Annotated in this window: 22 protein-coding genes and 1 riboswitch; of the genes, 12 read left to right on the forward strand and 10 right to left on the reverse strand. The window is 70.1% G+C overall.

The annotated features are described in order from the left end of the window. Positions 1 to 175: 175 nt before the first annotated feature. Positions 176 to 949, forward strand: a complete 774-nt coding sequence (locus tag ACIGXO_RS02020) for an IclR family transcriptional regulator (RefSeq protein WP_399779052.1) — start codon at positions 176 to 178, stop codon at positions 947 to 949. Here the strand turns inward: ACIGXO_RS02020 and ACIGXO_RS02025 are convergent. Beyond that, positions 926 to 1582: a histidine phosphatase family protein gene (locus ACIGXO_RS02025; protein WP_399779054.1), complete on the reverse strand. Its 657-nt coding sequence runs from the start codon at positions 1580 to 1582 to the stop codon at positions 926 to 928. The genes ACIGXO_RS02020 and ACIGXO_RS02025 overlap by 24 nt on opposite strands. Positions 1583 to 1702: 120 nt before the next feature. Further along, positions 1703 to 1846: riboswitch (cobalamin riboswitch) on the forward strand. Between the two features lie 30 nt (positions 1847 to 1876). On the opposite strand from ACIGXO_RS02025, the gene ACIGXO_RS02030 reads away from it, so the two are divergent. After that, a complete protein-coding gene (locus ACIGXO_RS02030) occupies positions 1877 to 2101 on the forward strand; it encodes a CbtB-domain containing protein (RefSeq protein ID WP_399779056.1) in 225 nt (74 codons plus the stop codon). Positions 2102 to 2120: 19 nt separating this feature from the next. Further along, on the forward strand, positions 2121 to 2891 hold the full coding sequence (locus tag ACIGXO_RS02035) for a CbtA family protein (protein ID WP_399779058.1): 771 nt from the start codon (positions 2121 to 2123) through the stop codon (positions 2889 to 2891). Between the two features lie 59 nt (positions 2892 to 2950). Here the strand turns inward: ACIGXO_RS02035 and ACIGXO_RS02040 are convergent, their stop codons facing one another. After that, positions 2951 to 3487, reverse strand: coding sequence for a hypothetical protein (locus ACIGXO_RS02040; RefSeq protein ID WP_399779060.1), 537 nt, complete (start codon positions 3485 to 3487; stop codon positions 2951 to 2953). A 168-nt stretch (positions 3488 to 3655) separates the two neighbouring features. Between ACIGXO_RS02040 and ACIGXO_RS02045 the strand changes: the two genes are divergently transcribed. Further along, positions 3656 to 4180 (forward strand): cupin domain-containing protein, encoded by a 525-nt coding sequence (locus tag ACIGXO_RS02045; protein ID WP_399779062.1) that lies wholly within the window; start codon positions 3656 to 3658, stop codon positions 4178 to 4180. A gap of 3 nt (positions 4181 to 4183) precedes the next feature. Here the strand turns inward: ACIGXO_RS02045 and ACIGXO_RS02050 are convergent, their stop codons facing one another. Next, positions 4184 to 4837 carry a DNA alkylation repair protein gene (locus ACIGXO_RS02050; protein ID WP_399779941.1) on the reverse strand — a complete coding sequence of 218 codons (654 nt, stop codon included), beginning with the start codon at positions 4835 to 4837 and terminating at the stop codon, positions 4184 to 4186. A 62-nt stretch (positions 4838 to 4899) separates the two neighbouring features. Then, entirely contained in the window at positions 4900 to 6129 is a 1230-nt protein-coding gene (locus ACIGXO_RS02055; protein ID WP_399779064.1) for an MFS transporter, read from the reverse strand. Positions 6130 to 6292: 163 nt separating this feature from the next. Here ACIGXO_RS02055 and ACIGXO_RS02060 point away from each other — a divergent pair, with 163 nt between their 5' ends. Next, positions 6293 to 7258, forward strand: a complete 966-nt coding sequence (locus ACIGXO_RS02060) for a LysR family transcriptional regulator (protein ID WP_399779066.1) — start codon at positions 6293 to 6295, stop codon at positions 7256 to 7258. Then, entirely contained in the window at positions 7255 to 8385 is a 1131-nt protein-coding gene (locus ACIGXO_RS02065) for an aminotransferase (RefSeq protein WP_399779068.1), read from the forward strand. The genes ACIGXO_RS02060 and ACIGXO_RS02065 overlap by 4 nt, the downstream gene beginning before the upstream one ends. On the opposite strand, the gene ACIGXO_RS02070 is transcribed toward ACIGXO_RS02065, so the two are convergent. Both ACIGXO_RS02070 and ACIGXO_RS02075 read right to left on the reverse strand, forming a co-directional pair. Beyond that, positions 8369 to 10591 (reverse strand): family 2 encapsulin nanocompartment cargo protein terpene cyclase, encoded by a 2223-nt coding sequence (locus tag ACIGXO_RS02070; RefSeq protein WP_399779943.1) that lies wholly within the window; start codon positions 10589 to 10591, stop codon positions 8369 to 8371. The genes ACIGXO_RS02065 and ACIGXO_RS02070 overlap by 17 nt on opposite strands. A 94-nt stretch (positions 10592 to 10685) precedes the next feature. Beyond that, complete coding sequence (locus ACIGXO_RS02075; RefSeq protein WP_399779947.1) at positions 10686 to 12092, reverse strand: family 2B encapsulin nanocompartment shell protein; 1407 nt, start codon at positions 12090 to 12092, stop codon at positions 10686 to 10688. Positions 12093 to 12331: 239 nt separating this feature from the next. Here ACIGXO_RS02075 and ACIGXO_RS02080 point away from each other — a divergent pair, with 239 nt between their 5' ends. Beyond that, positions 12332 to 13390 carry a DUF2993 domain-containing protein gene (locus tag ACIGXO_RS02080; RefSeq protein WP_399779070.1) on the forward strand — a complete coding sequence of 353 codons (1059 nt, stop codon included), beginning with the start codon at positions 12332 to 12334 and terminating at the stop codon, positions 13388 to 13390. Positions 13391 to 13479: 89 nt separating this feature from the next. On the opposite strand, the gene ACIGXO_RS02085 is transcribed toward ACIGXO_RS02080, so the two are convergent. Further along, the gene (locus ACIGXO_RS02085) at positions 13480 to 14112 is read right to left on the reverse strand and encodes a carbonic anhydrase (protein ID WP_399779072.1); all 633 of its coding nucleotides are present in this window, start codon (positions 14110 to 14112) and stop codon (positions 13480 to 13482) included. A 72-nt stretch (positions 14113 to 14184) separates the two neighbouring features. Continuing rightward, positions 14185 to 14949 carry a helix-turn-helix transcriptional regulator gene (locus tag ACIGXO_RS02090; protein WP_399779074.1) on the reverse strand — a complete coding sequence of 255 codons (765 nt, stop codon included), beginning with the start codon at positions 14947 to 14949 and terminating at the stop codon, positions 14185 to 14187. A gap of 134 nt (positions 14950 to 15083) precedes the next feature. Here ACIGXO_RS02090 and ACIGXO_RS02095 point away from each other — a divergent pair, with 134 nt between their 5' ends. The 3 genes from ACIGXO_RS02095 to folE all read left to right on the forward strand — a co-directional run bounded on the left by ACIGXO_RS02095 (position 15084) and on the right by folE (position 16797). Further along, positions 15084 to 15647, forward strand: a complete 564-nt coding sequence (locus ACIGXO_RS02095; protein ID WP_399779076.1) for a DUF2231 domain-containing protein — start codon at positions 15084 to 15086, stop codon at positions 15645 to 15647. A 72-nt stretch (positions 15648 to 15719) separates the two neighbouring features. Further along, positions 15720 to 16142 (forward strand): hypothetical protein, encoded by a 423-nt coding sequence (locus ACIGXO_RS02100; protein ID WP_399779078.1) that lies wholly within the window; start codon positions 15720 to 15722, stop codon positions 16140 to 16142. Position 16143: 1 nt separating this feature from the next. Then, positions 16144 to 16797, forward strand: coding sequence for a GTP cyclohydrolase I FolE (gene folE / locus ACIGXO_RS02105; protein ID WP_399779080.1), 654 nt, complete (start codon positions 16144 to 16146; stop codon positions 16795 to 16797). A gap of 104 nt (positions 16798 to 16901) precedes the next feature. Here folE and ACIGXO_RS02110 read toward each other — a convergent pair whose 3' ends face one another. Next, the gene (locus tag ACIGXO_RS02110; RefSeq protein ID WP_399779083.1) at positions 16902 to 17276 is read right to left on the reverse strand and encodes a hypothetical protein; all 375 of its coding nucleotides are present in this window, start codon (positions 17274 to 17276) and stop codon (positions 16902 to 16904) included. 314 nt (positions 17277 to 17590) lie between these two features. On the opposite strand from ACIGXO_RS02110, the gene ACIGXO_RS02115 reads away from it, so the two are divergent. Together ACIGXO_RS02115 and ACIGXO_RS02120 are read left to right on the forward strand one after the other, a co-directional pair. Continuing rightward, positions 17591 to 17797, forward strand: coding sequence for a hypothetical protein (locus ACIGXO_RS02115; protein WP_399779085.1), 207 nt, complete (start codon positions 17591 to 17593; stop codon positions 17795 to 17797). A 46-nt stretch (positions 17798 to 17843) separates the two neighbouring features. After that, entirely contained in the window at positions 17844 to 18485 is a 642-nt protein-coding gene (locus tag ACIGXO_RS02120; protein ID WP_399779087.1) for a class I SAM-dependent methyltransferase, read from the forward strand. 38 nt (positions 18486 to 18523) lie between these two features. On the opposite strand, the gene ACIGXO_RS02125 is transcribed toward ACIGXO_RS02120, so the two are convergent. Further along, positions 18524 to 19114 carry a cysteine hydrolase family protein gene (locus tag ACIGXO_RS02125; RefSeq protein WP_399779089.1) on the reverse strand — a complete coding sequence of 197 codons (591 nt, stop codon included), beginning with the start codon at positions 19112 to 19114 and terminating at the stop codon, positions 18524 to 18526. Between the last annotated feature and the right edge of the window lie 44 nt (positions 19115 to 19158).

The following is a 19158-nucleotide window of genomic DNA, read 5'->3' on the forward strand; positions in this document are numbered from 1 at the left end:
AGCCCTTTCTCCCGAGACGGCAGGACAGGGGGGTAGTGGGTTTTTGCCACGATGCGGCAAGCGCTGCCGCAAGCTGAAAAGAGAATGACGCCCGCGTTTCCGCCTGTCAACGGATTGTTTTCGGATGGAAGAAAGTCTTGCCGCCATGCGAGAAGGGGTATGGGAAACTGCCCGTATGTCCACCAGCACCCCGGCCTCCGACATGGTCGGCAAGGCCCTGCACGTCCTCACCCTGCTCGGCGAGCGCCCGGCCGGCGTCACCCTCTCCGAGCTCGCCCGCGCCTCCGGCTTCCCGACCAGCACGTGCTACCGGCTCCTGAAGTCCCTGACCCGGGACAGCTTCGTGGAGTTCGACGCCCGCACCAAGCACTACACACTGGGGCTACGGGTGTACCAGCTCGGCCAGCGCGTCTCGCACTCGCACGGTTTCGCGGGCGTCGCGCTGCCGGTGATGCGCAGGCTCGCCGAGACCTGCCGGGAAGCCGTCCTGATGTCGGTACTGGACGGCGACAAGCAGCTCTACATCCATCACGTCGAGGGACCGCAGCAGGTGAGCGTGCGCGGCGAGCCCGGCAAGCACGGCCCGGTGCACTGCACCTCGATGGGCAAGGTACTGATCGCCTTCGCACCCGCCGAGGTACGCGAATCGCTCACCGAAAGCGTCGAACTGACCAAGCTGGGCCCCCACTCGATCACCGACCGTGCCGCGTTCCGCTCCGAAATCGAGAAGGTACGCGCCGAAGGCCACGCGCTCGCCGACGAGGAACACGAGCCGGGCATCCGCGCGCTGGGCGTCCCCATCCTCTCCCCGGACGGCATCGCCCACGCCGCCCTCTCCGTCGCGGCCCCCGCCTTCCGCATGCCCACGGAGGACCTGCTGGCCCTGCGCCCCGCCCTGGCCACAGCGGCCCAGGAACTCGCCGTACTACTGCCGCCGCGCCCCTTCTGAGAGGCCGGAACCAAGGGGGCGCCCGCACCGCAGGTTCCACCGCCCGGCTCGGCCCGAGAGTTCGGTGACGGAGAGCGGTGCGACGTCCAGCCGCCAGAAGACGGCGGCGGGCAGGCCGAGGGCGTGCACCAATGCCGCACGGATCACGGCCGGCTCCACGACTGCCGTGATCCGTCCGGTCTCCGCCGAGCGGCCGTCCAGCCAGGCCCCCACCCTGGCGATCAGGGCGTGCAGGGACTCCCCACCGTGCGGGGCGGACGCGGGGTCCGCGAGCCAGTCGGCGACGGCCCGCGGCTCCGCCTCGGTGACCTCGTCCAGGGTCCGCCCACGCCAGGAACCGACATCGAGATCGCCCAGCTCCGGCGCCCGGGCCGCTTCCAGCCCGAGAGCGACGGCGGTCTCGCGGCACCGTGCCGACGCGCCGTAATAGCACCGCGTCGCTGCCGGTGCGGCGTCCGCCCGTACTGTGTCCGTTCGTACTATGTCCGCCCGTACGACCTCCGCGCGCACGGCCGCCGCCACGGCACGCGTTTGCCGGAGAGCGCCCGCGTCCACGGACTCTCCCCCGTCGAACCGCACCTGCCGCTGCGCCTCCCCCAGCGCTGGTGAGACCAACATCACGCGCACCGTCATCCTCGGACCTCCCGCCTTGATCGTCCCATCCGCCAACCCCCGCAAGGCGGTTGGGCGCGCGGAGGGCGCACATCGGCCCCACCCGCGCGCCATAGCCACGGGAACCCGCAGGCGCTACGGTCGCATGGACATGACGACGGTGCGACGGAAGCCGGTGAGACTCCGGTACGGCCGCGCCACTGTGTACTCCGTCCCGTCCCTCACTGCCGAGGGCCGGGCGCTGACGGGGAAGTCAGACCCCGCACCGTCGTAAGGCACCAAGACCGGGACGCGTGTTCCCTTGGAGGTACTGCCATGGCTCAGTCCGCTGCGCCCACTTCCCTCTCCGCCGCAACGCCGGCGATCACCCCCATCTCCCTCAAGGCCATCGCACCTTGGGCCCTCTTCTTCGGCATCCTCATGCTCGTCCTGCTCTACTTCGTCGGCACCGAGCAGGGCGTGACCTCGGTCTTCTCCGGCGAGGGCGTGCACGAATGGGTCCACGACGGCCGGCATCTGCTCGGCTTCCCCTGCCACTGAGCACGGGAGGCAGCACATCATGCAGCCCATCTCCGTACGGGCGCTGCTCGTACGCGGAATGATCGCCGGCCTCGCGGCCGGCGCTCTCGCACTGGTCATGGCCTATCTCCTCGGCGAACCCGAGATCGATGCGGCCATCGCATACGAGGAGGCACACAGCCACGAACACGGCGTGGAACTGGTCAGCCGCACCATGCAGGCGACCAGCGGACTGGCGACGGGCGTCCTCGTGTACGGCGTAGCGCTCGGCGGCATCGCCGCCCTGGCGTTCTGCGTCGCCTGGGGCCGCATCGGCCGCTTCGGCCCCCGGGCCACCGCGGCGCTCCTTTCGCTGGGCGCCTTCCTCGCCGTGTACCTGATCCCGTTCCTCAAGTACCCGGCCAACCCGCCGGCCGCGAGCGACCCGGACACACTGGGCCGGCGCACCGCCCTGTACTTCCTGATGATCGCGCTCAGCGTGCTGCTCGCGGTCGGCGCGGTCATCCTGGGCCGGCGTCTGGCCCCGCGGCTGGGCAACTGGTACGCGACCGTGGCGGCTTCGGCGGCCTTCGCCTTCGTGGTCGGCCTCGCGTACGCGTTCCTCCCCGCGGTGAACGAGGTCCCCGCGGACTTCTCCGCAACCCTCATGTGGAAATTCCGCCTGGCCGCACTGGCGATCCAGCTCACACTGTGGACCACCTTCGGCCTCCTCTTCGGCCACCTGGCAGAGCGAGCACTGATGCCCGACACCGCGCCGAACCGACGCGCTGACGCCGGGTCGGCACAACGATCAGTTGTACCGGCACCCTGAAACCGGCGGCACAGTGTGGTGAGGAGGCCGACGAGCCCCCTCACCACACTGAAGGCGTCTCAGTGAGTGGGCGCCGGGGGCAGGCAACGGCTCTCGGGGTAATGGCCGTTGACGTCGGCCCACACGCGGTCCTTGTTGACGGCGCCGGTGACGCAGGCGGTGTCGCCGATCCAGATGCCGTAAGAACTGCCTTCGGTCTTGTCTGCCCGCAAGCTGGACAGCTCCCTTACGGAGAAGTGGGCCGAGCCTGCGAGGCGGGCGATAACGGGCCGTACCTCTGCGGGCTCGACCTTGCCGCGCCGGCGCAGGTCTTCCAGGGCCTGATTGACCTCGGTGGCCTTCTGCTTGGCTCGTTTCTCGTCCTGCGGACTCATCTCGCCGGGCTGTCGGACGCGGTTGTTGTCGGCGTAGTTCGGCGGCGCGTCAGCCCGTGGTGTTTCTGCGGCCGAGGTATCGGTGTCGTGCGAGTGGGATGCACGGGTGCCGTTGAGGTTGGAGAACAGGTCATCCGCGCTCTTCCCGCAGCTTGCCACGAGGAGGACGCCAGCTACGGCGGCGACGGCAACGGCAACGGCAATGCGTTTACGCATAGGCATGACGCAATGCTCCCTGCCCGGTGCTCAGGACACCTGAGCACCGGTACTCAGGTGCGGTGGCCGCCGCAGTGGACACATCTTGACGTTCTTTCGTCGGGCTCTCTACGGTCGGCGCCAGAAGACCGGCCCGTACCGTCGGCTGGTGCCCTTCCGAGCAGCGGGAACGCCATGCCTTCACAGTCCACTCCCGACGGCTTCCATCCCGATCTGCCGGGTCATGACCACGGGGGCGAGGCGCTTCCGCTGCGGGCCCGGTTGCATCACGTCCGGGGCGACGCGCTGGACGGTGACACCGCGCAGACGGGCGGTATGCGGCGGTTCGCCGCGATCAGTGGCAACACCGTCGGGTCCGAACGCATCTGGATGGGCCAGACCCACGTCGCCCCCGCCACCGCCTCCTCCAACCACCACCACGGCGCCTCCGAGACGGCGATCCACGTGGTCAAGGGGCACCCGGAGTTCGTCTTCCTCGACGACTCCGCCGGCACGCCGGAAGAGGTCCGCATCCGTACCGCGCCCGGCGACTACATTTTCGTACCGCCCTACGTGCCGCACCGCGAGGAGAACCCCAGCCCGGACGACGAAGCGGTCGTGGTGATCGCCCGCAGCACGCAGGAGGCGATCGTGGTCAATCTCCCCGAGCTGTACGTACTGGGCAGCGAGGACGCCCCCGGGCCGGGCCCCACGGACTGACGGTCAAGCCACCGGCTCACCGTTCCGCCGGCGCACCATCTCGGTGATCCAGACGGGCGCGAACGGAGACGTGCAGCCCGGGGAGGTCGGGTAATCCCTGAGCACGCCCAGGCGCTCGCCGATGGCGAGGGCACGGTCGCGGTGCTCGGCGTGCTCGATCCCGATCTGCGCCAGGCAGTGGTTCATCGCCCACTGCAGGCGGTGCGGGGCGTCTTTCATCTCCGCCTCGATGACGTCGAGCAGCCCTGCGAGGTCGAGGCCCGCGGGCTTCTTCGTCACGCGGTCGGTGGTCAGCTCCCAGCCGGCACTCGCGACCAGTGGGTCCGGATCGGCGAGCCAGGCCAGGCGCAGCTCTTCGGCGTGCGGGTTCTTCTTGACCACGTAGTTCACGAGCCAGTCGTGCACCTTGGGTGTGCGCGCCTCGCGCACCATGGCGTCCAACTCGTCGCGCGCGAACGCCTTCGGGCGGCAGATCAGCGTCGCCAGCAGTCTCGCGGCGGTGTCCTGCGTCTTCCAGAGCCGGTGCGCGAGTTCCTGTTGTGTCTTCAGCCGCTTGGCGAGCGCGCGCAGCTTGCTGAGGTTCACCCCGTGATCGTCACCGTGTTTCTCGTTCACCCGGCGTGTCTTCGGGTCCTCGAGCCCGGCCAGCTCGGCCATCACCTCGTCCACCGTCGTCCCGGACACTTCTGCCTCCTTGTCCACCACGTACGGAATGCAACCTACGCAATGCCCGGCGCCTTTTCCGCACGACACAGTCCCCGTGTGGGCAGCAGGAGCGGGGTGGCGAGCAGGAGAACGCCGGACATGGTGATCGCGGCGAGCGGGCTGGTGAGGGTGGCGAGTACGCCCCAGATCACCATCAGGGCGGCCTGGAGGAGTTTGCTGCAGGCACCCCATGTACTGAGGACCTGGGCGGTCCGGTCCGCGGGGGTGCGTTGCAGGCGTTCGGTTGCGTAGATCGGGTTGTAGATGCCCATGCAGGTGATCAGCAGGCCCTCGACGACGATCACCGTGAGGAGACCGGAGATGCCGGGCCGGACGAACGCGAGACCGAGGGGGAAGAGCGACCGCAGCCAGCCGGAGACGATCATGACGCGGTGCCGGCCGTAGCGGGTCACGAGGCGCGCGGAGAGCCGGGCGCCCACGAAGCCGCCGAGTGCCGGGATGCCGAAGGCGAGACCGTATTGCCAGGCCGGGAAGTGGTACTGGCCCAGCAGGAGGACGGACAGGAGTGGGACGGTGGCCATGATGAGGCCGCTGACCAGGATGGAGTTGAGGAACAGGCACCGCAGTGCGCGGTCGCGGAGGATGCAGCGCCAGCCGACGAGAAGGCCGGCTCCGCGCGATCGGATGGCCCGGTCGCGGGGTGCCGCGACGTCGCCGCCGCGGATGCGGAGGACTCCGAGCGCGGACAGCAGGTAGCTGAGGGCGTCGGCCAGGACGGTGATGACCGGGCCGAGCAGCCCGATGAGCGCGCCGCCGAGGGGCGGGCCCGTCGCGGTGGCCGCCCAGCTCGTGCCCTCGAATCGCCCGTTCGCCACGAGGAGGCGATCGCTGGGGACGAGGTACTTCAGATACGCGCCGGATGCGGCGGTGAAGGCGAGGTTCGCGGTTCCGGAGATGACAGAGACAACCAGCAGTTGTCCGTATGACAACGAGCCGAGGGCGTACGCGACCGGGACACTCGCCATCGCGGCGCACCGGATCAGGTCCATCGCGATCATCACCGGGCGCTTGGCCCGGTGCTCGACCCACGGCCCGAGTGAGAACGCGACGACCGCCGCGACGGCGAGCCCGGCCGCTTCGAGGAGCGAGACGGCGGATGCCGGGGAGTGCAGCACTTGAACCGCGAGCAGTGGGAAAGCGCCGAAGGCGATCCACGTACCGTACGTACTGACCGTGTAGGCCGACCACAGCCAACCGAAACCGCGCCCCAGCTGCACGCGCATGCGACTCCCCCTGAACAACCTCGACCACCGCGACAACCGATGTTCGGATCTCTGCATCAACCGATGTTCGGTCCCTGCATCACACCGGCCGCACCGTCGCCGGATCAAACAACCGGCTCCTCATGAACCACAACCATCGGTTGTGCACGGATAAGCTGGATCAATGGATACCGAGGCGGTGCGATCATTCGTCCGCGCGGCCGAGCTCGGGCAGCTGCAGCACGCGGCCGACGAGCTAGGCGTCACGCAGCAGGCCGTGTCGAAGCGGATCGCCACCCTGGAGCGCCGGCTCGGCGTCCGGTTGTTCACCCGCACCGCCCGAGGAGTCGAGCTGACACTCGACGGCCAAGCCTTCCTCCCGCATGCCCGGACCATCATCGCGGGGGTCGATCGCGCCCTCACCGCGATCAGGCCGGGCTCGCGGGCCCTGCGGATCGACGTGCTCGGCCTGCGATCCGCGCAGGCCGTCGTCCTGCACGAGTACTGGCGGTCGCATCCCGAAACCGACCTCGACGTGGTCACCCTCCGGGTCAACGACCCGCGCGCGGCGGTCGCCGCGGTCCAAGCGGGCGAGATCGACGCCTCGTTCCGCTCGGTCACCGACCCGGCCGCACTCCCCCGCGACGTGCGGATGATCCACGCGTTCGACTCACCGCTGGAACTCCTCGTCGGTCCGCGGCACCCGCTCGCCTCCGCACGCACACTGACACCGGACCGGCTGCGCCGGCACCGTATCTGGGTGCCGGGGATCGCGCCGGGCAGCGAATGGGCGGAGTTCTACGATCAGCTCGCCACGGAGTTCGACCTCCGCGTCGACGCCGCGGGCCCGAACTTCGGCGACGAGGTACTCCTCGACATCCTCGCGGACTCCGCGGACGTGGCCACGCTCGTCGGCTCGCGCGACCGGTACATCTGGCCGACGACCCACGACCTGCGCCGCATCCCGGTCGTGAATCCCACGCTCGCCTACCCGCTCTCGCTCCTCCTCCCCCGAGCGAATCCACACCCCGGACTCCGGGCGGTCATCAATCACCTCGCAGCCCTGACACCGCTCCCCGAGCCGGTCTGGCGTCCGTCCTGGGCAGCGCCACCACACCGCAACGACGACACGAAGGGACAGCCGCAGTGAAGATCCGTGAGTTCGCGGTCGAGCAGTGGATGAACGAGTACGAGGAGACCTGCCGGTACAACCTTGCCGAGACCTGCGTCCGCTCCCTCACCACCGGCGAGCTGCTGGAGCTCTCGGGCCGGCGCGAGGAGGTGCTGGCCGAGCTGGCGGCCACCCCGCTCACGTACGGGCCGATCCCGGGGAGCCCGCGGCTGCGTGCGCTGGTCGCGGGCCTGTACACGGCCCAGGGCCCGGAGAACGTACTGATCACCCATGGCGCCATCGGCGCCAATGCGCTCGTGCACGCCACACTCGTCGAGCCGGGCGATCACGTCGTCGCCGTGGTCCCCACCTACCAGCAGCACTACTCCATCCCGGACAGTTACGGCGCCCGCGTCGACCGGCTGACGTTGCGTGAGGAGCACGGCTGGCTGCCCGACCTGGACGAGCTGGACGGCCTGGTCACCCCGGACACCAAGCTCATCGCGGTCAACAATCCCAACAATCCCACCGGCGCGCTCATCGATGCCGCCGGACTGGCGCGCATCGCAAAGACCGCCGAGCGTGTCGGCGCGTGGGTGCTGTGCGACGAGGTCTACCGGGGTGTCGATCAGACCGGTGACGGGTTCACCGTCTCCATCGCCGACCTGTACGAGCGCGGTATCTCCACCGGCAGCATGTCCAAGCCGTACTCCCTGGCCGGGCTGCGGCTGGGCTGGATCACCGGCCCGGCCGACCTGCTGCGGGCCGTCGCCACCCACCGCGACTACACCACCATCAGCGTCGGACGCATCGACGACCTGCTGGCCTGCGTCGCGCTGGAGAACAAGGACGCGGTACTGGCCCGCTCGCACCGGATCACGCGTACCAACCTGGCGATCCTCGACGAGTGGGTCAGCGGCCGCGACGACATCACCTACGTGAAGCCGGCCTCGGGCACCACCGCACTGCTCCGCTACGACTCCCCCATCGGCTCCTACGAGTTCTGCACCCGGCTGCTGACGGAGACCGGCGTCATGTTCACCCCCGGCGCCGCGTTCGGCATCGAGCACACCGTACGCATCGGCTTCGCGGACGACACCGAGACGCTCCGCACCGGCCTGCGGCTGGTCGGCGAGTTCCTCGGCCGGCTCACCGCCGCCCGGTGAGGCGGGGGATGCGCGCGGCCGAGGTGCCCAGGCCGGAGGGGAGGTCGATGCGGCGTCGCGGGTGGGTGGGGAGGTCGCGGCGGAGGTCTTCCTCCTTGTAGCGGTGGCAGCGCTCGTGCCAGGTCAGGATGCCCGACAGCCAGTTCTCGAGTTCGCGTACATAGCCGTCCAGGATGCGGCGGGCGTCCGCGTCCAGCTTGTAGTCCTCGTAGAGGACGGGCAGTTCGTGCTCCGCCACGTGCTGGAACTGCCGCATCCGGGAGGTCATCAGGTCGTGGATGATGGCGAGGCCGGTCGGGTAGTCGCAGTCGAAGAAGTTCTGGACGACCAGGATGCCGTTGTGCACCTCGCCCTCGTACTCGATCTCCTTCTGGTAGGAGAAGACGTCGTTGAGGAGGCAGGCGTAGTCCGCGGCGGCGTTCTCCAGGGCGCGCATGGGGCCGCTGCGGTAGATCTCGGGCGGGATCCGCTGTCCGTGGCCCAGCCGGCACAGGCTCATGGTGAGATCGGAGCCGAAGGTCATCCGGCGCATCTCGATGTAGTCGACGGGGTCGGGGATGCGGTTCTGCGCCTGGTTGGCAAGCTCCCACAGCCAGCTGGACGTCATGTCCTCGATGGCGGTGCGGAAGGTGCGGCGGGCCTGCGGCTGCATCGGGCCGGCCGTACGGGCCCAGAGGTCGGCCAGGCCACGCTCCAGCGCGTTGGCGGGCTCGGGCGGCGCGGAGCCGTCCACCGGCATGAAGGCCGAGAGCCGGGTGTTGGCCGCCTTCGCTCCCGCCAGGTCCCGGGTACGGCCGAAGACGACGGGGAAGTAGTCGTCCCCGTACGTGCCCCAGGTCAGCCAGCCGGAGGTGATGTCGAGCTGCTCGCGGGTGGCGTCGGGGTGGATGCCGGCCGCGCACAACGGGAAGTCGAAGCCGGCGAGCTTGTCCGCGTTCCAGATGTGCGAGCCGGGGATGCCGGGCTGGGCTTCGAGCATGCCCATCCGGCAGCCCCACTCGACCACGTTCCGGCGCGCGCCTTCCAGGTGCGGGCTGAGCCGGGTGGTGAACGGCATGTGGAAGTCCGGCAGTTGCGAGGGGCCCACTCGCTGGTGCGGGACGTGGGTGAAGCTGCGGAGCCGGCCGGCCTCGGCACGGCGGGTGGTCGTCACGCCCGTCAGCCCGAGACGCGCCGCCGAGGTGCCCAGCCCGGTCGGGAGGAGCGAGAAGCCGCTCAGCCCTGATTGGCCCGAACTCCCCTCGGCCGCGCTCCCGTTCATGTAACGGCTGGACCGCATGTGCCACTCGTGGCCGCCCGACTGCCAGTCCTGCAGCCCCTTGACGTACGCGAGGACGTCCGCGCACTGGTCCGGGCCCAGGCCGTTCTCGGCGAAGAGCGGGGCGAGCTCCGTGAAGACGGTGTTCTCGAACTGCTGGAGGCGGGAGGTGAGCAGGTCGTTGACGGCGTCGGCGGCCTCCTGCGGACCACAGCCGAGGAAGGTCTCCAGTACCAGCACACCGTTGCTGTTCTCGCCCTCCTCCTCGACCTCGCGCTGGTACGAGAAGAGGTCGTTCCGCAGGTGCACGGCGTCGGAGAAGCTGTCCCGCAGCACCTTCATCGGGCGTGACGCGGCGACGGGCGCGGGCACCTCGGCCCCGATCGCGTACTCGATGAGCCCCGCCGACCAGGGGGCGCCGCCGACCTTGCGGCGCATCTCGATGTACTCGACGGGGTTGGCGATGCGGTGGGCGTTGATGTTGGAGAGCTCCCACAACGACTCGTTGAGGAGGTTCTCGGTGCTCTCCGCGAACCGGGCCCGCCAGTCCGCCGACATGCTCGGCACGGTGCGGGCCCACAGGTCGGCGAGGCCGGCCTCGACCGGGTTCGTCGGCTCGGGGACGACCGCGTCCGGGTCGGTCGGCATGAAGAGCGGCAGGCGGTCGAGGTACGCCTTGCCGCCCGCCCGGTCCTTCGAGTACTTGAAGACCTCGAGGAAGTGGTCGTCGAAGAAGAAGACCCACACATACCAGTCGGTGACCAGGGAAAGGGCCGGGCCGGACGCGTCGGGGTGGGTGTACGCGCACAGCAGCGCGTAGTCGTGCGCGTCGAGGTCGCGCTCCTCCCAGACACCCGAGCCTTCGAGCATGCCCATCTCGCGGGCCCACCGCTTCGAGTGCCGCCGCGCCTCCTCCAGATGAGGGTTGAGGCGCGCGGGATGCGGCATGTAGAAGTCCGGCAGTTCAAAAGGCTGTGTTGCTGGTGCCGCCACTGGTGCCCGGCCCTTTCCAGAAAGCGAAGTGTGCGTCGTACTTACGCGGCTAGTTGCCGTAGTGGCCGATCTCGACGTCTTCGAGGATGCCGAGTGCGTCCGGTACGAGCACCGCCGCCGAGTAGTAGGCGCTCACCAGGTAGGAAATGATGGCCTTGTCGTCGATGCCCATGAAGCGGGCGTTGAGGCTGGGCTCGATCTCGTCGGGGATGCCCGCCTGGTGGAGACCGACGACGCCCTGGTCCTCCTCACCCGTGCGCATCGCGAGGATGGAGCTGGTCCCGGCGGCGCTGACCGGGATCTTGTTGCAGGGCAGGATCGGGATGCCGCGCCAGGCCGGCACCTGGTGGCCCTCCAGCTCGACACCCTGCGGGTAGAGCCCGCGCTTGCTGCACTCCCGGCCGAAGGCCGCGATCGCCTTCGGGTGGGCCAGCAGGTACTGGGTCTTGCGGCGCCGCGAGATCAGCTCGTCGAGGTCGTCCGGGGTGGGCGGGCCGCTGTGCGTACGGATGCGCTGCCTGAAATCGGCGTTGTGGAGGAGCCCGAAGTCACGGCTGTTGACGAGCTCGTGCTCCTGCCGCTCGCGCAGCGCCTCGACGGTGAGCCGCAGCTGCTGCTCGACCTGGTTCATGGGCTCGTTGTAGAGGTCGGCGACGCGGCTGTGCACGCGGAGCACCGTCTGAGCGACGCTCAGTTCGTACTCGCGGGGGCTGAGTTCGTAGTCGACGAAGGTGCTGGGCAGTACCGGCTCACCGGCGTGACCGGAGGCCAGGTCGATGGCCGCCTCGCCCCGCTTGTTCTGCGCCAGGTGGGAAGCGGACCGCACCTCCTCCAAGTGCGTGCGCAGGCCGTCCGCCCGGCCCTGGACCTCCTCGAACGCCGCCCGCGACAGGCTCAGCACGGTACAGGCGGTGACCGCCCGTACGGTGAACTCCCACTCGCCGTCCGCGCCGGTCAGCAGGGACTCGCCGACGTAGTCACCGTCCGCGAGCACACCGAGCACCGTCGGGTCACCGTACTTGCCGGTGCCCAGCTTGTTGCTCTTGCCGTGCGCGATGAGCACGACCTCATCGGCGGGGCGGCCGGCCTCCACGATCGTCTCGCCCGCGGCCACCTCGCGCTGCGCGAACCGCTCCGCCAGCGCGCCCAGCACCGTCTCGTCCTCAAAGGCCCGCAGCGGCGGCAGCTCCCGCAGCTCGGTCGGGATGACGCGCACGTCCGCGCCGGTGGCGACGAACTCGACCCGGCCGTCACCGAGGGTGTGGGTGAGCCGGCGGTTCACCCGGTACGCGCCTCCGGAGACCTGCACCCAAGGAAGCAGCCGCAGCAGCCACCGGGAGGAGATGCCCTGCATCTGCGGAACGGTCTTGGTCGTACTCGCCAGATTCCGCGCGGCCGCCGTGGACAGGCTCAGCTGCTGGCCGTCCTGGTTGGCGGGAGCGGGGTTGAACGGCATAGAAGACATGAAGCGGCATCCATCGTCGGGAGCGGGAGCAGAGCGGGAGCAAAGGGACAGCGGAGAGACGGCAGAGCGAAGGCAACTGCCCGGGAGCGCTGTCGGGGGTGAAGATCATTTACTGGCCGCGGCCCACGGTAACAGGGCCTGTCGGGCCGTCAAGAGGCGGTGCTGAGCAGGGCATTGACGTGTGGGACGGAGGTGACTTGGCCGTAGCGGGCGTCGTGTGATCGCATGTGATGGTGATCTCGAACGAACCTCCCGCCGACTCCACCGCACGCATTCCGGCGGCCCGCGCTCCCCACGAGGGCGCGGACCGGGACGGCGAGGGCCCGGGCGCGGGCGACGCGGCCCCCGGGCGCCGGCGTTCCCGCCGACGCATTGTCCGGCGGACCGCGAAGACGGTCGTCGGCCTGGGCGTCGTGCTCGCTTTCCTCGCCCTCGGCGACCGCTGGGCCGTGCTCTACGCCGAGAACATGGCCGCGCAGAAGATGCAGGAAGCGATGAAGCTTCGCGCCGAGCCCGAAGTGCACATCGACAGCTTCCCGTTCCTCGCGCAGCTCGCCGCGGGCCGTCTCGACCGCGTCGAGGTCAACGTTCCCGACGTGCCAGCCGGGCGGGTCTCCGTCGCGCAGGTGAAGGGAACGGTGGACGATCTGCGGATCGTCGGCTCCCTCCCGACCTCGGTCAAGGGCGCGGTCCTGAGCCGGGTGCGCGGCGAGGTGCTCCTCGACTTCGACGACCTGAACCGCGAAGTCGGCGCGTCACAGGTGCACTTGACCCCGGGCCGGGAGAAGAACACGGTACTGGCCCACGGCGAGCTGCCGGTGGCCGGCAAGCACGCCACGGTCCGGGCGCGGGCGCAGGTGCGGCGCACCGGGGACCACGGCGTGGCGCTGACCGTGGCGGACACCCGGCTGGTGGTGCCGGGCCTGCTCACGTACACACCGGGCAAGGGAGGCGGTCTGCAGCTGACCGCACCCGCCGCCGACAAGATGGACGAGCGCGGCCTCCAGGAGGCGACCGGGCAGCAGCGGCTCCGCCCGGACCATTTGATGAAGGGCAGGGCGCTGGACGCGCTCGTCGCGCATCCGGCGCTGCTCAAGCCGACCGGGATCGATCCGTCGCTGCTCGAGGGCCTGCAGAAGGTCCGGGAGCCGAGGGTCGCGGAGGACATGGAGTTCTCCGCCCAGCTGCCCCACGACCTGCCCGGTGACCTGCGGCTTCGCGACATCTCCGTGACGAAGGACGGCGTTCGCGCGGACCTGACCGGCGCGGACGTGCCGCTGGGCGGCTGACGTCCGGTCCGGGCGGGGCGTCAGCCGCCCTGCCCGGACCGAGGTGTCGCAGCCCTCAGGCTTCGGCTGCCTTCAGGCTTCGACTGCCCTCAGACTTCGGCGGCCTTCAGGCCGCGGGCCGCGACCACCCGGGCGCTGCCGTCGGCCAGGCTGTAGGTCAGGCCGACCACGCCGGTGCGCCCGGCCGCGACCTGGTCGGCGAGGACACGGGAGCGGTCCAGCAGCAGATCGACCGTGTTCCTGGTGTGCTCCGCGATGATCTCGCCGTTGTCGGTGAGGCCCGCGGCGCGCGCGGCCAGCACGCTGGGCGTGACCCGCTCGATGACGTCGCGTACGTAGCCGTCCGCGGTCGCGCCGTCCTCCACCGCGCTGCGGGTGGCCGCCACCGCGCCGCACGCGTCGTGGCCGAGCACCACCACCAGCGGGCAGCCGAGCACACCCACTCCGTACTCGATGCTGCCCAGCACCTCCGGACCCATCACATGGCCCGCCGTGCGCACCACGAACAGGTCTCCCAGGCCGCGGTCGAAAATGATCTCGGCGGCCAGCCGGGAGTCGGAGCAGCCGAAGAGCACGGCGAAGGGCTGCTGCACCGCGGCCAGCGCCGCCCGTCGCTCGGCGTCCTGGTTGGGGTGTTCCGGGGTGCCGGCGACGAACCGCTGATTGCCGGCCAACAGCAGCTCGAACGCGTCATCGGGAGTCAGGTTCGCGGTGTCAGTCATGGCCATAGGTTACGACGTGGGTGCGCACCGTGCTCGCTCGGGTACTCCCGCCCGACGGCCGGGTACGGGGCGTTATGCCTGTTCGGGGCCGAGTTGTACGCAGCATTCGCCCGGCCGTGGGGCCAGGACGGCCTGGACGCCGGTGATCTCCATGGTCTCCAGGTAGCCGGTCAGGAAGGCGTGGTTCATACCGCACACCAGCTCCGGGGCCTTGGCCGCGAGCGGGTGGAACGGGCAGTTGCGCAGCCGTAGCCCGTCGGCGCCTTCGCGGACGGGTTCAAACCCGTGCTGGTCGAGCATGCGCTCACAGGCGGTGAGGCCGCGTTCGGCGCCCAGCCGGCCGGGGCGGGTCTGCTCCCGTTGGGTCCGGCCGAGCTCCCGTCCACGCTGCCGGGCCGTGCGGACGGCTGCCTGCGCGGCGCTCTCGTCCTCGCCTTCGGTCACGATCGCCTGCAGGAACAGGTCCGCGAGCAGTTCGTGGCGGCGGTCGGGGATGCTGACGCGGATGTCGGCGTCGGTGGGCTCGTAGACCTTGGGCTGCCGGCCGACCTTGCGGATGGCGCCGGGGGCGCCGTACCGGGCGCGCAGCAGTCCCGCGTCGACGAGTTTGTCGAGGTGGAAGGCGGCGAGCTTGCGCGATATGCCCACGCTGGCGGCGGCCTCGTCGCGGGTGACGGGGCGGCCGGCGCGCCGGATGAAGGCGAACATCTGCCGTCGGGAGTCCTCGTTGAGGACGCTGACGGACTCGATCGCCGCGTCGCCGGCGGAGACCTGCCGGGTCATGTCACCGGCGGAGAACGGTCGGGTCACGTCACCGGCGGAGGACGGCTGGGTCATGTCAGAAGCCACCTTTTCACACTAACTCCCAAAGTCCTTGGGTGAAGCACTGTCGGCAGAGCTCCGACGAGGCCCGCTTGACCACCGGACCGAATAAGACCAAGATTTGTTGGTGAAATAGGAGGTGGTCCGCCATGGCCGAACCGCTGCATGAGGCCGAAGCGTTGCATCAGCAGGCCAAGCGACCGGTCAGCGCCGCACTGGCCGGCCCGTACGGACATCCGTTCCACCCGATCCTGGTGACGGTGCCGATCGGCGCCTGGGTGGGCAGCCTGGTCTTCGACATCGCCTCGCACCTCGTGGACGACCCGGACTTCCTGGCACGAGGAGCCATGTGGCTGATCGCGCTGGGAGTGATCGGCGCGCTCGTGGCCGCGCTGGTGGGTTTCCTGGACCTGTTCGCGATCCCGCCGGGCACCCGGGCGTTCCGCGTCGCACTGCTGCACATGACGCTGAACCTGCTGGTCACCGTCGCGTACGCGGGCAACTTCTGGTGGCGGCAGGCAGGCGAAGGACCCACCGGCAGCGTCGGCGCCGGAATGCTCGCGCTGAACGCCGCGAGCCTGGCCGTCCTCGGCCTCTCGGGCTACCTGGGCGGCAAGCTCGCCTACCACTACGGGGTGCGCGTCGCGCACGAGAGCACGCAGGCCGAAGGCTTCGTCCCCACGCACGGCCGCGCCGGCCGGCACTCCGGCTGACCACCCCACCCGTACGACCGCCCCCGTGCGGCCACTCCGCTCACCTCACCCCTGAAGGACAAGGACTCCCTCATGACCATCGCCGCACTGATCACCTGGGTGATCACCGCTCTGGGCGGCTTCTACATGCTCGGCACCTGGCTCTCCCGCGGCGGCGTCCGCAGCGGCAGCAGCCGGCTGCCCGTCCCGGTCGTCTTCGGGCACTTCGCCCTGGCCGCGATCGGCCTGGTGTTCTGGATCATCTACGCGATCACCGACACCGACGCGCTCGCCTGGACCGCATTCGGCCTGCTCGTCCCCGTCGCGCTGCTCGGCTTCGTGATGCTGGCCCGCTGGCTGCCCACGTACCGGGCCACCCGCACCGCCACGGCGACAGGTGAGGGCGAGCCCGCCGAGCGGTACTTCCCGGTCCCGGTGGTCCTCGCGCACGGCCTCTTCGCCGTGATCACCGTCGTCCTGGTCCTGCTCACTGCCCTGGGCGTGGGTGAGAGCTGACATGTCCCAGCCCGCACCGACCACGGCGCACCTCGCGCCCGACGCCCCGACGGCGCCGATATCCGAGGCCACCGCGCTGCGCGTCGTCCACGACACGGACGGCGTCGACCTGGCCGCCGCCGAGCGTGCCGCAGGCCAGTTCCTCAACGCGCTCGGCATCAGCACCGCATCGGAGAGCCTGCGCGGCACTCCCGGGCGCATGGCCCGGGCCTACGCCGAGCTCTTCAGCCCCCGCCCGTTCGAGCTGACCACCTTCCCCAACGACGAGAACTACGACGAACTCGTCCTGGCGCGCAGCATCCCGCTGCGCTCGGTGTGCGAACATCACCTGCTGCCCTTCGTCGGCACCGCCCACGTCGGTTACCTCCCCGGGCAGCGCATCCTCGGACTGTCGAAGCTGGCGCGCGTCGTGGAGCACTTCGCCTGCCGCCCCCAGGTCCAGGAGCGCCTCACCAAGCAGGTCGCCGACTGGCTGCAGACCCACCTGGAACCCAAGGGCGTCGGCGTCGTCATCGAAGCGGAACACACCTGCATGACCCTGCGCGGCGTGCAGGCCACCGGCTCCAGCACGCTGACCTCCACCCTGCTCGGCACCCTGCGCACCGACGGCCGCTCCCGCAGTGAATTCCTCGGTCTGACGGGCCTGCCCAGCTGATCTCCGACAACAAGACGTCGAAAGGGTCCCGGTGCTGCCGGGGCCCTCTCGCCGTCCGCGGACGGCCGGTCGCAGCGCCGGTTGCCGCGGCTGCGACCGTCAGCTCATGCGGCGATCCGCTGCGCGACCGCGCGCCTGGGAGTCACGGGAGCCACGGGAGCCACGGTTGCTACCGGGCGACGCACCGGCGCAGCGGCCGGGGTGCGGGCGGGCCGAGGGGCAGGGGCGTGAGAGGGCTCAGCGGGGGCGCCGGCGACCCACACGCGGTACGTCGTCTTGGCCGGATCCACCAAGGGCTCACCGAACGTGATCCGCCCCGCCGCTTCCAGCCGGTCGCACACGTCGGTGGGCAGGGCCGCGTAGCAGCCTCCCTTGCCGGTACGGGAGTCGTACGGCCGCCAGTAGCCGTACCGGCGCCGCCCGTTCGCGTGCACGGTGATGAAGACCGGGGTACGGGAGTTGGCTATGGTACGGAGCACCTCGGCAGCGGCGCCGTCGAGGGGAGCGGCGGCGCGGCGAGGCGCCGTCCTGGTACGAGCGGATGTCGTGGAGCGAGCCGGTGCCGTGCCACGAGCCGGTGTCGTGCCGTGAGCCGCCGTCCTGGGGCCTGCCGCCGTCCTGGCCGACGTCTTGGGGCGGGCCGGCGGGCGGCGGAATTCCGTCGACACAGCGGTGGTCGGTACCTGGTCGAGGACGGACGACATCAGGGGTTACCTTTCGGAGGACAGCGGCTCAAGATCATCCACCCCATTCAATCAGGCGCCGCCCTCATTCGCCCAACTCTTCTACCGGCATGTCTCGTTCAGGTGGCCGGGAGCTCGGCTCGGAGCTGGAGGACGAGCTGAAGAGCAGCGCCTTTAAGGGGCAGCTGTTGGACGAGGGGACGCCCGTGGGCACCACGCGGGTGGCGACCGACGGGCGTTCCGTCGTGGACATAGCGCGCGAAGTGGTGGGCGCCACGGGCTGGTTGACGGGGCCCGACAGGGCGGGGCGCGTTTGACGGGGCGGTCGTCAGCGCGGCGGGAGAGGCTCTAATGTCCTCGCTTGTGACTGAACCTTCCTCGCACCTCTGCGCGACAGCGGATGCCTACGATTCCGTGGCCGGCCTGTACTTCGAACTCGCCCGCAATGCGCTGGACGCCCTCCCCTTGGACCGCGCGGTGCTCGCCGCGTTCGCCGAGCTCGTGCGGACCAACGAGGGCGGACCCGTGGCGGAGCTGGGATGCGGCCCCGGATGCACGACCGCGCATTTGCGGGACCTCGGTCTGGACGTCTTCGGCATCGACCTGTCGCCGGTGATGATCGACCTTGCCCGCGAGACCTACCCCGACCTGCGGTTCGAGGTCGGCTCCATGGACGCCCTCGACCTGCCCGACGGCACGCTGGACGGCATCGTCTCGTGGTATTCGGTCATCCACGCCCCGCCGAAGGACGTGCCCTCGTACTTCGCCGAGTTCCGGCGGGTGCTCGCGCCCGGTGGCCACCTCCTGCTCGGTTTCTTCGAGTCGGAGGGTGAGCCGGTCACGGCGTTCGACCACAAAGTGGCGACGGCCTACCGGTGGCCGATCGACGACCTCGCCGAGCTGGCCGGCGATGCCGGGTTCGTTGAAATCGGCCGGATGCTGCGCGAGCCGGGCGAGGACGAGCGGTTCCGCCGGGGGCATCTGCTGATGCGCCTGGGGCAGTAACCAGGCCGCCCTGTTCCAGGGCGGCTAATCCTGGACGCCTATTCCAGGGCGGTGCCGCGCTCTACGACGACGCCGTAGAGGTCCGCGATCGTGGCCAGTGCGCTGTGGTGGATCTGCTCGGCGGACAGTTCGGCCCCGGCCCCCGTCAGGGGCCGGGTGGCGCAGGCGTCGGCGACGATCGTGGGCGCGTAGCCGCGCAGGAACGCGCCTTCGGCGGTGAAGGTGACGCACATGTGCGTCATAAAACCGGCGATGATGACGTTCTTGCGGCCCGCGGCCTTGACCTTGTCCTCGAGGTCGGTCTGGTGGAACGCGTTCGGCGCCTGCTTCTCCACGACCGGCTCACCGTCGACCGGGGCCACGCTGGGATGGATGGCGCCGATCTCCGCGCGGATGTCGTACGGGGTGCCCGCACCGCCGTCGTGGGCGATGTGGATGACCGGCGTCCCCGCCTCCCGCGCCCGCGCGAGCAGCGCCGCGGCCGAGTCCAGTGCCGGCTGCCAGCCGGACAGCTCCATCACGCCCTGGGTGTAGGTGTTCTGGAAGTCGACCATGAGGAGCGTGGCGTCGGCGAGGGTCGCCGGGGTCTCGTCGAAGCCGTTGAGCCGGCGCAGTGTCGTTGTCGTCATGCGTACGACGCTACGATCAGCCGTCGGTGTCTGCAATGACACCC

It is taken from the genome of Streptomyces sp. NPDC053542 (assembly GCF_044544685.1).
In the GTDB taxonomy this organism is placed as follows: domain Bacteria; phylum Actinomycetota; class Actinomycetes; order Streptomycetales; family Streptomycetaceae; genus Streptomyces.

Bases quoted from the DNA above. Each gene is read 5' to 3' on its own strand.
- ACIGXO_RS02020 (WP_399779052.1), top strand. From the start codon at position 176: ATGTCCACCAGCACCCCGGCCTCCGACATGGTCGGCAAGGCCCTGCAC.
- ACIGXO_RS02025 (WP_399779054.1), bottom strand. From the start codon at position 1,582: ATGACGGTGCGCGTGATGTTGGTCTCACCAGCGCTGGGGGAGGCGCAG.
- ACIGXO_RS02030 (WP_399779056.1), top strand. From the start codon at position 1,877: ATGGCTCAGTCCGCTGCGCCCACTTCCCTCTCCGCCGCAACGCCGGCG.
- ACIGXO_RS02035 (WP_399779058.1), top strand. From the start codon at position 2,121: ATGCAGCCCATCTCCGTACGGGCGCTGCTCGTACGCGGAATGATCGCC.
- ACIGXO_RS02040 (WP_399779060.1), bottom strand. From the start codon at position 3,487: ATGCCTATGCGTAAACGCATTGCCGTTGCCGTTGCCGTCGCCGCCGTA.
- ACIGXO_RS02045 (WP_399779062.1), top strand. From the start codon at position 3,656: ATGCCTTCACAGTCCACTCCCGACGGCTTCCATCCCGATCTGCCGGGT.
- ACIGXO_RS02050 (WP_399779941.1), bottom strand. From the start codon at position 4,837: ATGGCCGAGCTGGCCGGGCTCGAGGACCCGAAGACACGCCGGGTGAAC.
- ACIGXO_RS02055 (WP_399779064.1), bottom strand. From the start codon at position 6,129: ATGCGCGTGCAGCTGGGGCGCGGTTTCGGTTGGCTGTGGTCGGCCTAC.
- ACIGXO_RS02060 (WP_399779066.1), top strand. From the start codon at position 6,293: ATGGATACCGAGGCGGTGCGATCATTCGTCCGCGCGGCCGAGCTCGGG.
- ACIGXO_RS02070 (WP_399779943.1), bottom strand. From the start codon at position 10,591: ATGCCGCATCCCGCGCGCCTCAACCCTCATCTGGAGGAGGCGCGGCGG.
- ACIGXO_RS02075 (WP_399779947.1), bottom strand. From the start codon at position 12,092: ATGCCGTTCAACCCCGCTCCCGCCAACCAGGACGGCCAGCAGCTGAGC.
- ACIGXO_RS02080 (WP_399779070.1), top strand. From the start codon at position 12,332: ATGGTGATCTCGAACGAACCTCCCGCCGACTCCACCGCACGCATTCCG.
- ACIGXO_RS02085 (WP_399779072.1), bottom strand. From the start codon at position 14,112: ATGACTGACACCGCGAACCTGACTCCCGATGACGCGTTCGAGCTGCTG.
- ACIGXO_RS02090 (WP_399779074.1), bottom strand. From the start codon at position 14,949: ATGACCCAGCCGTCCTCCGCCGGTGACGTGACCCGACCGTTCTCCGCC.
- ACIGXO_RS02095 (WP_399779076.1), top strand. From the start codon at position 15,084: ATGGCCGAACCGCTGCATGAGGCCGAAGCGTTGCATCAGCAGGCCAAG.
- ACIGXO_RS02100 (WP_399779078.1), top strand. From the start codon at position 15,720: ATGACCATCGCCGCACTGATCACCTGGGTGATCACCGCTCTGGGCGGC.
- folE (WP_399779080.1), top strand. From the start codon at position 16,144: ATGTCCCAGCCCGCACCGACCACGGCGCACCTCGCGCCCGACGCCCCG.
- ACIGXO_RS02115 (WP_399779085.1), top strand. From the start codon at position 17,591: ATGTCTCGTTCAGGTGGCCGGGAGCTCGGCTCGGAGCTGGAGGACGAG.
- ACIGXO_RS02125 (WP_399779089.1), bottom strand. From the start codon at position 19,114: ATGACGACAACGACACTGCGCCGGCTCAACGGCTTCGACGAGACCCCG.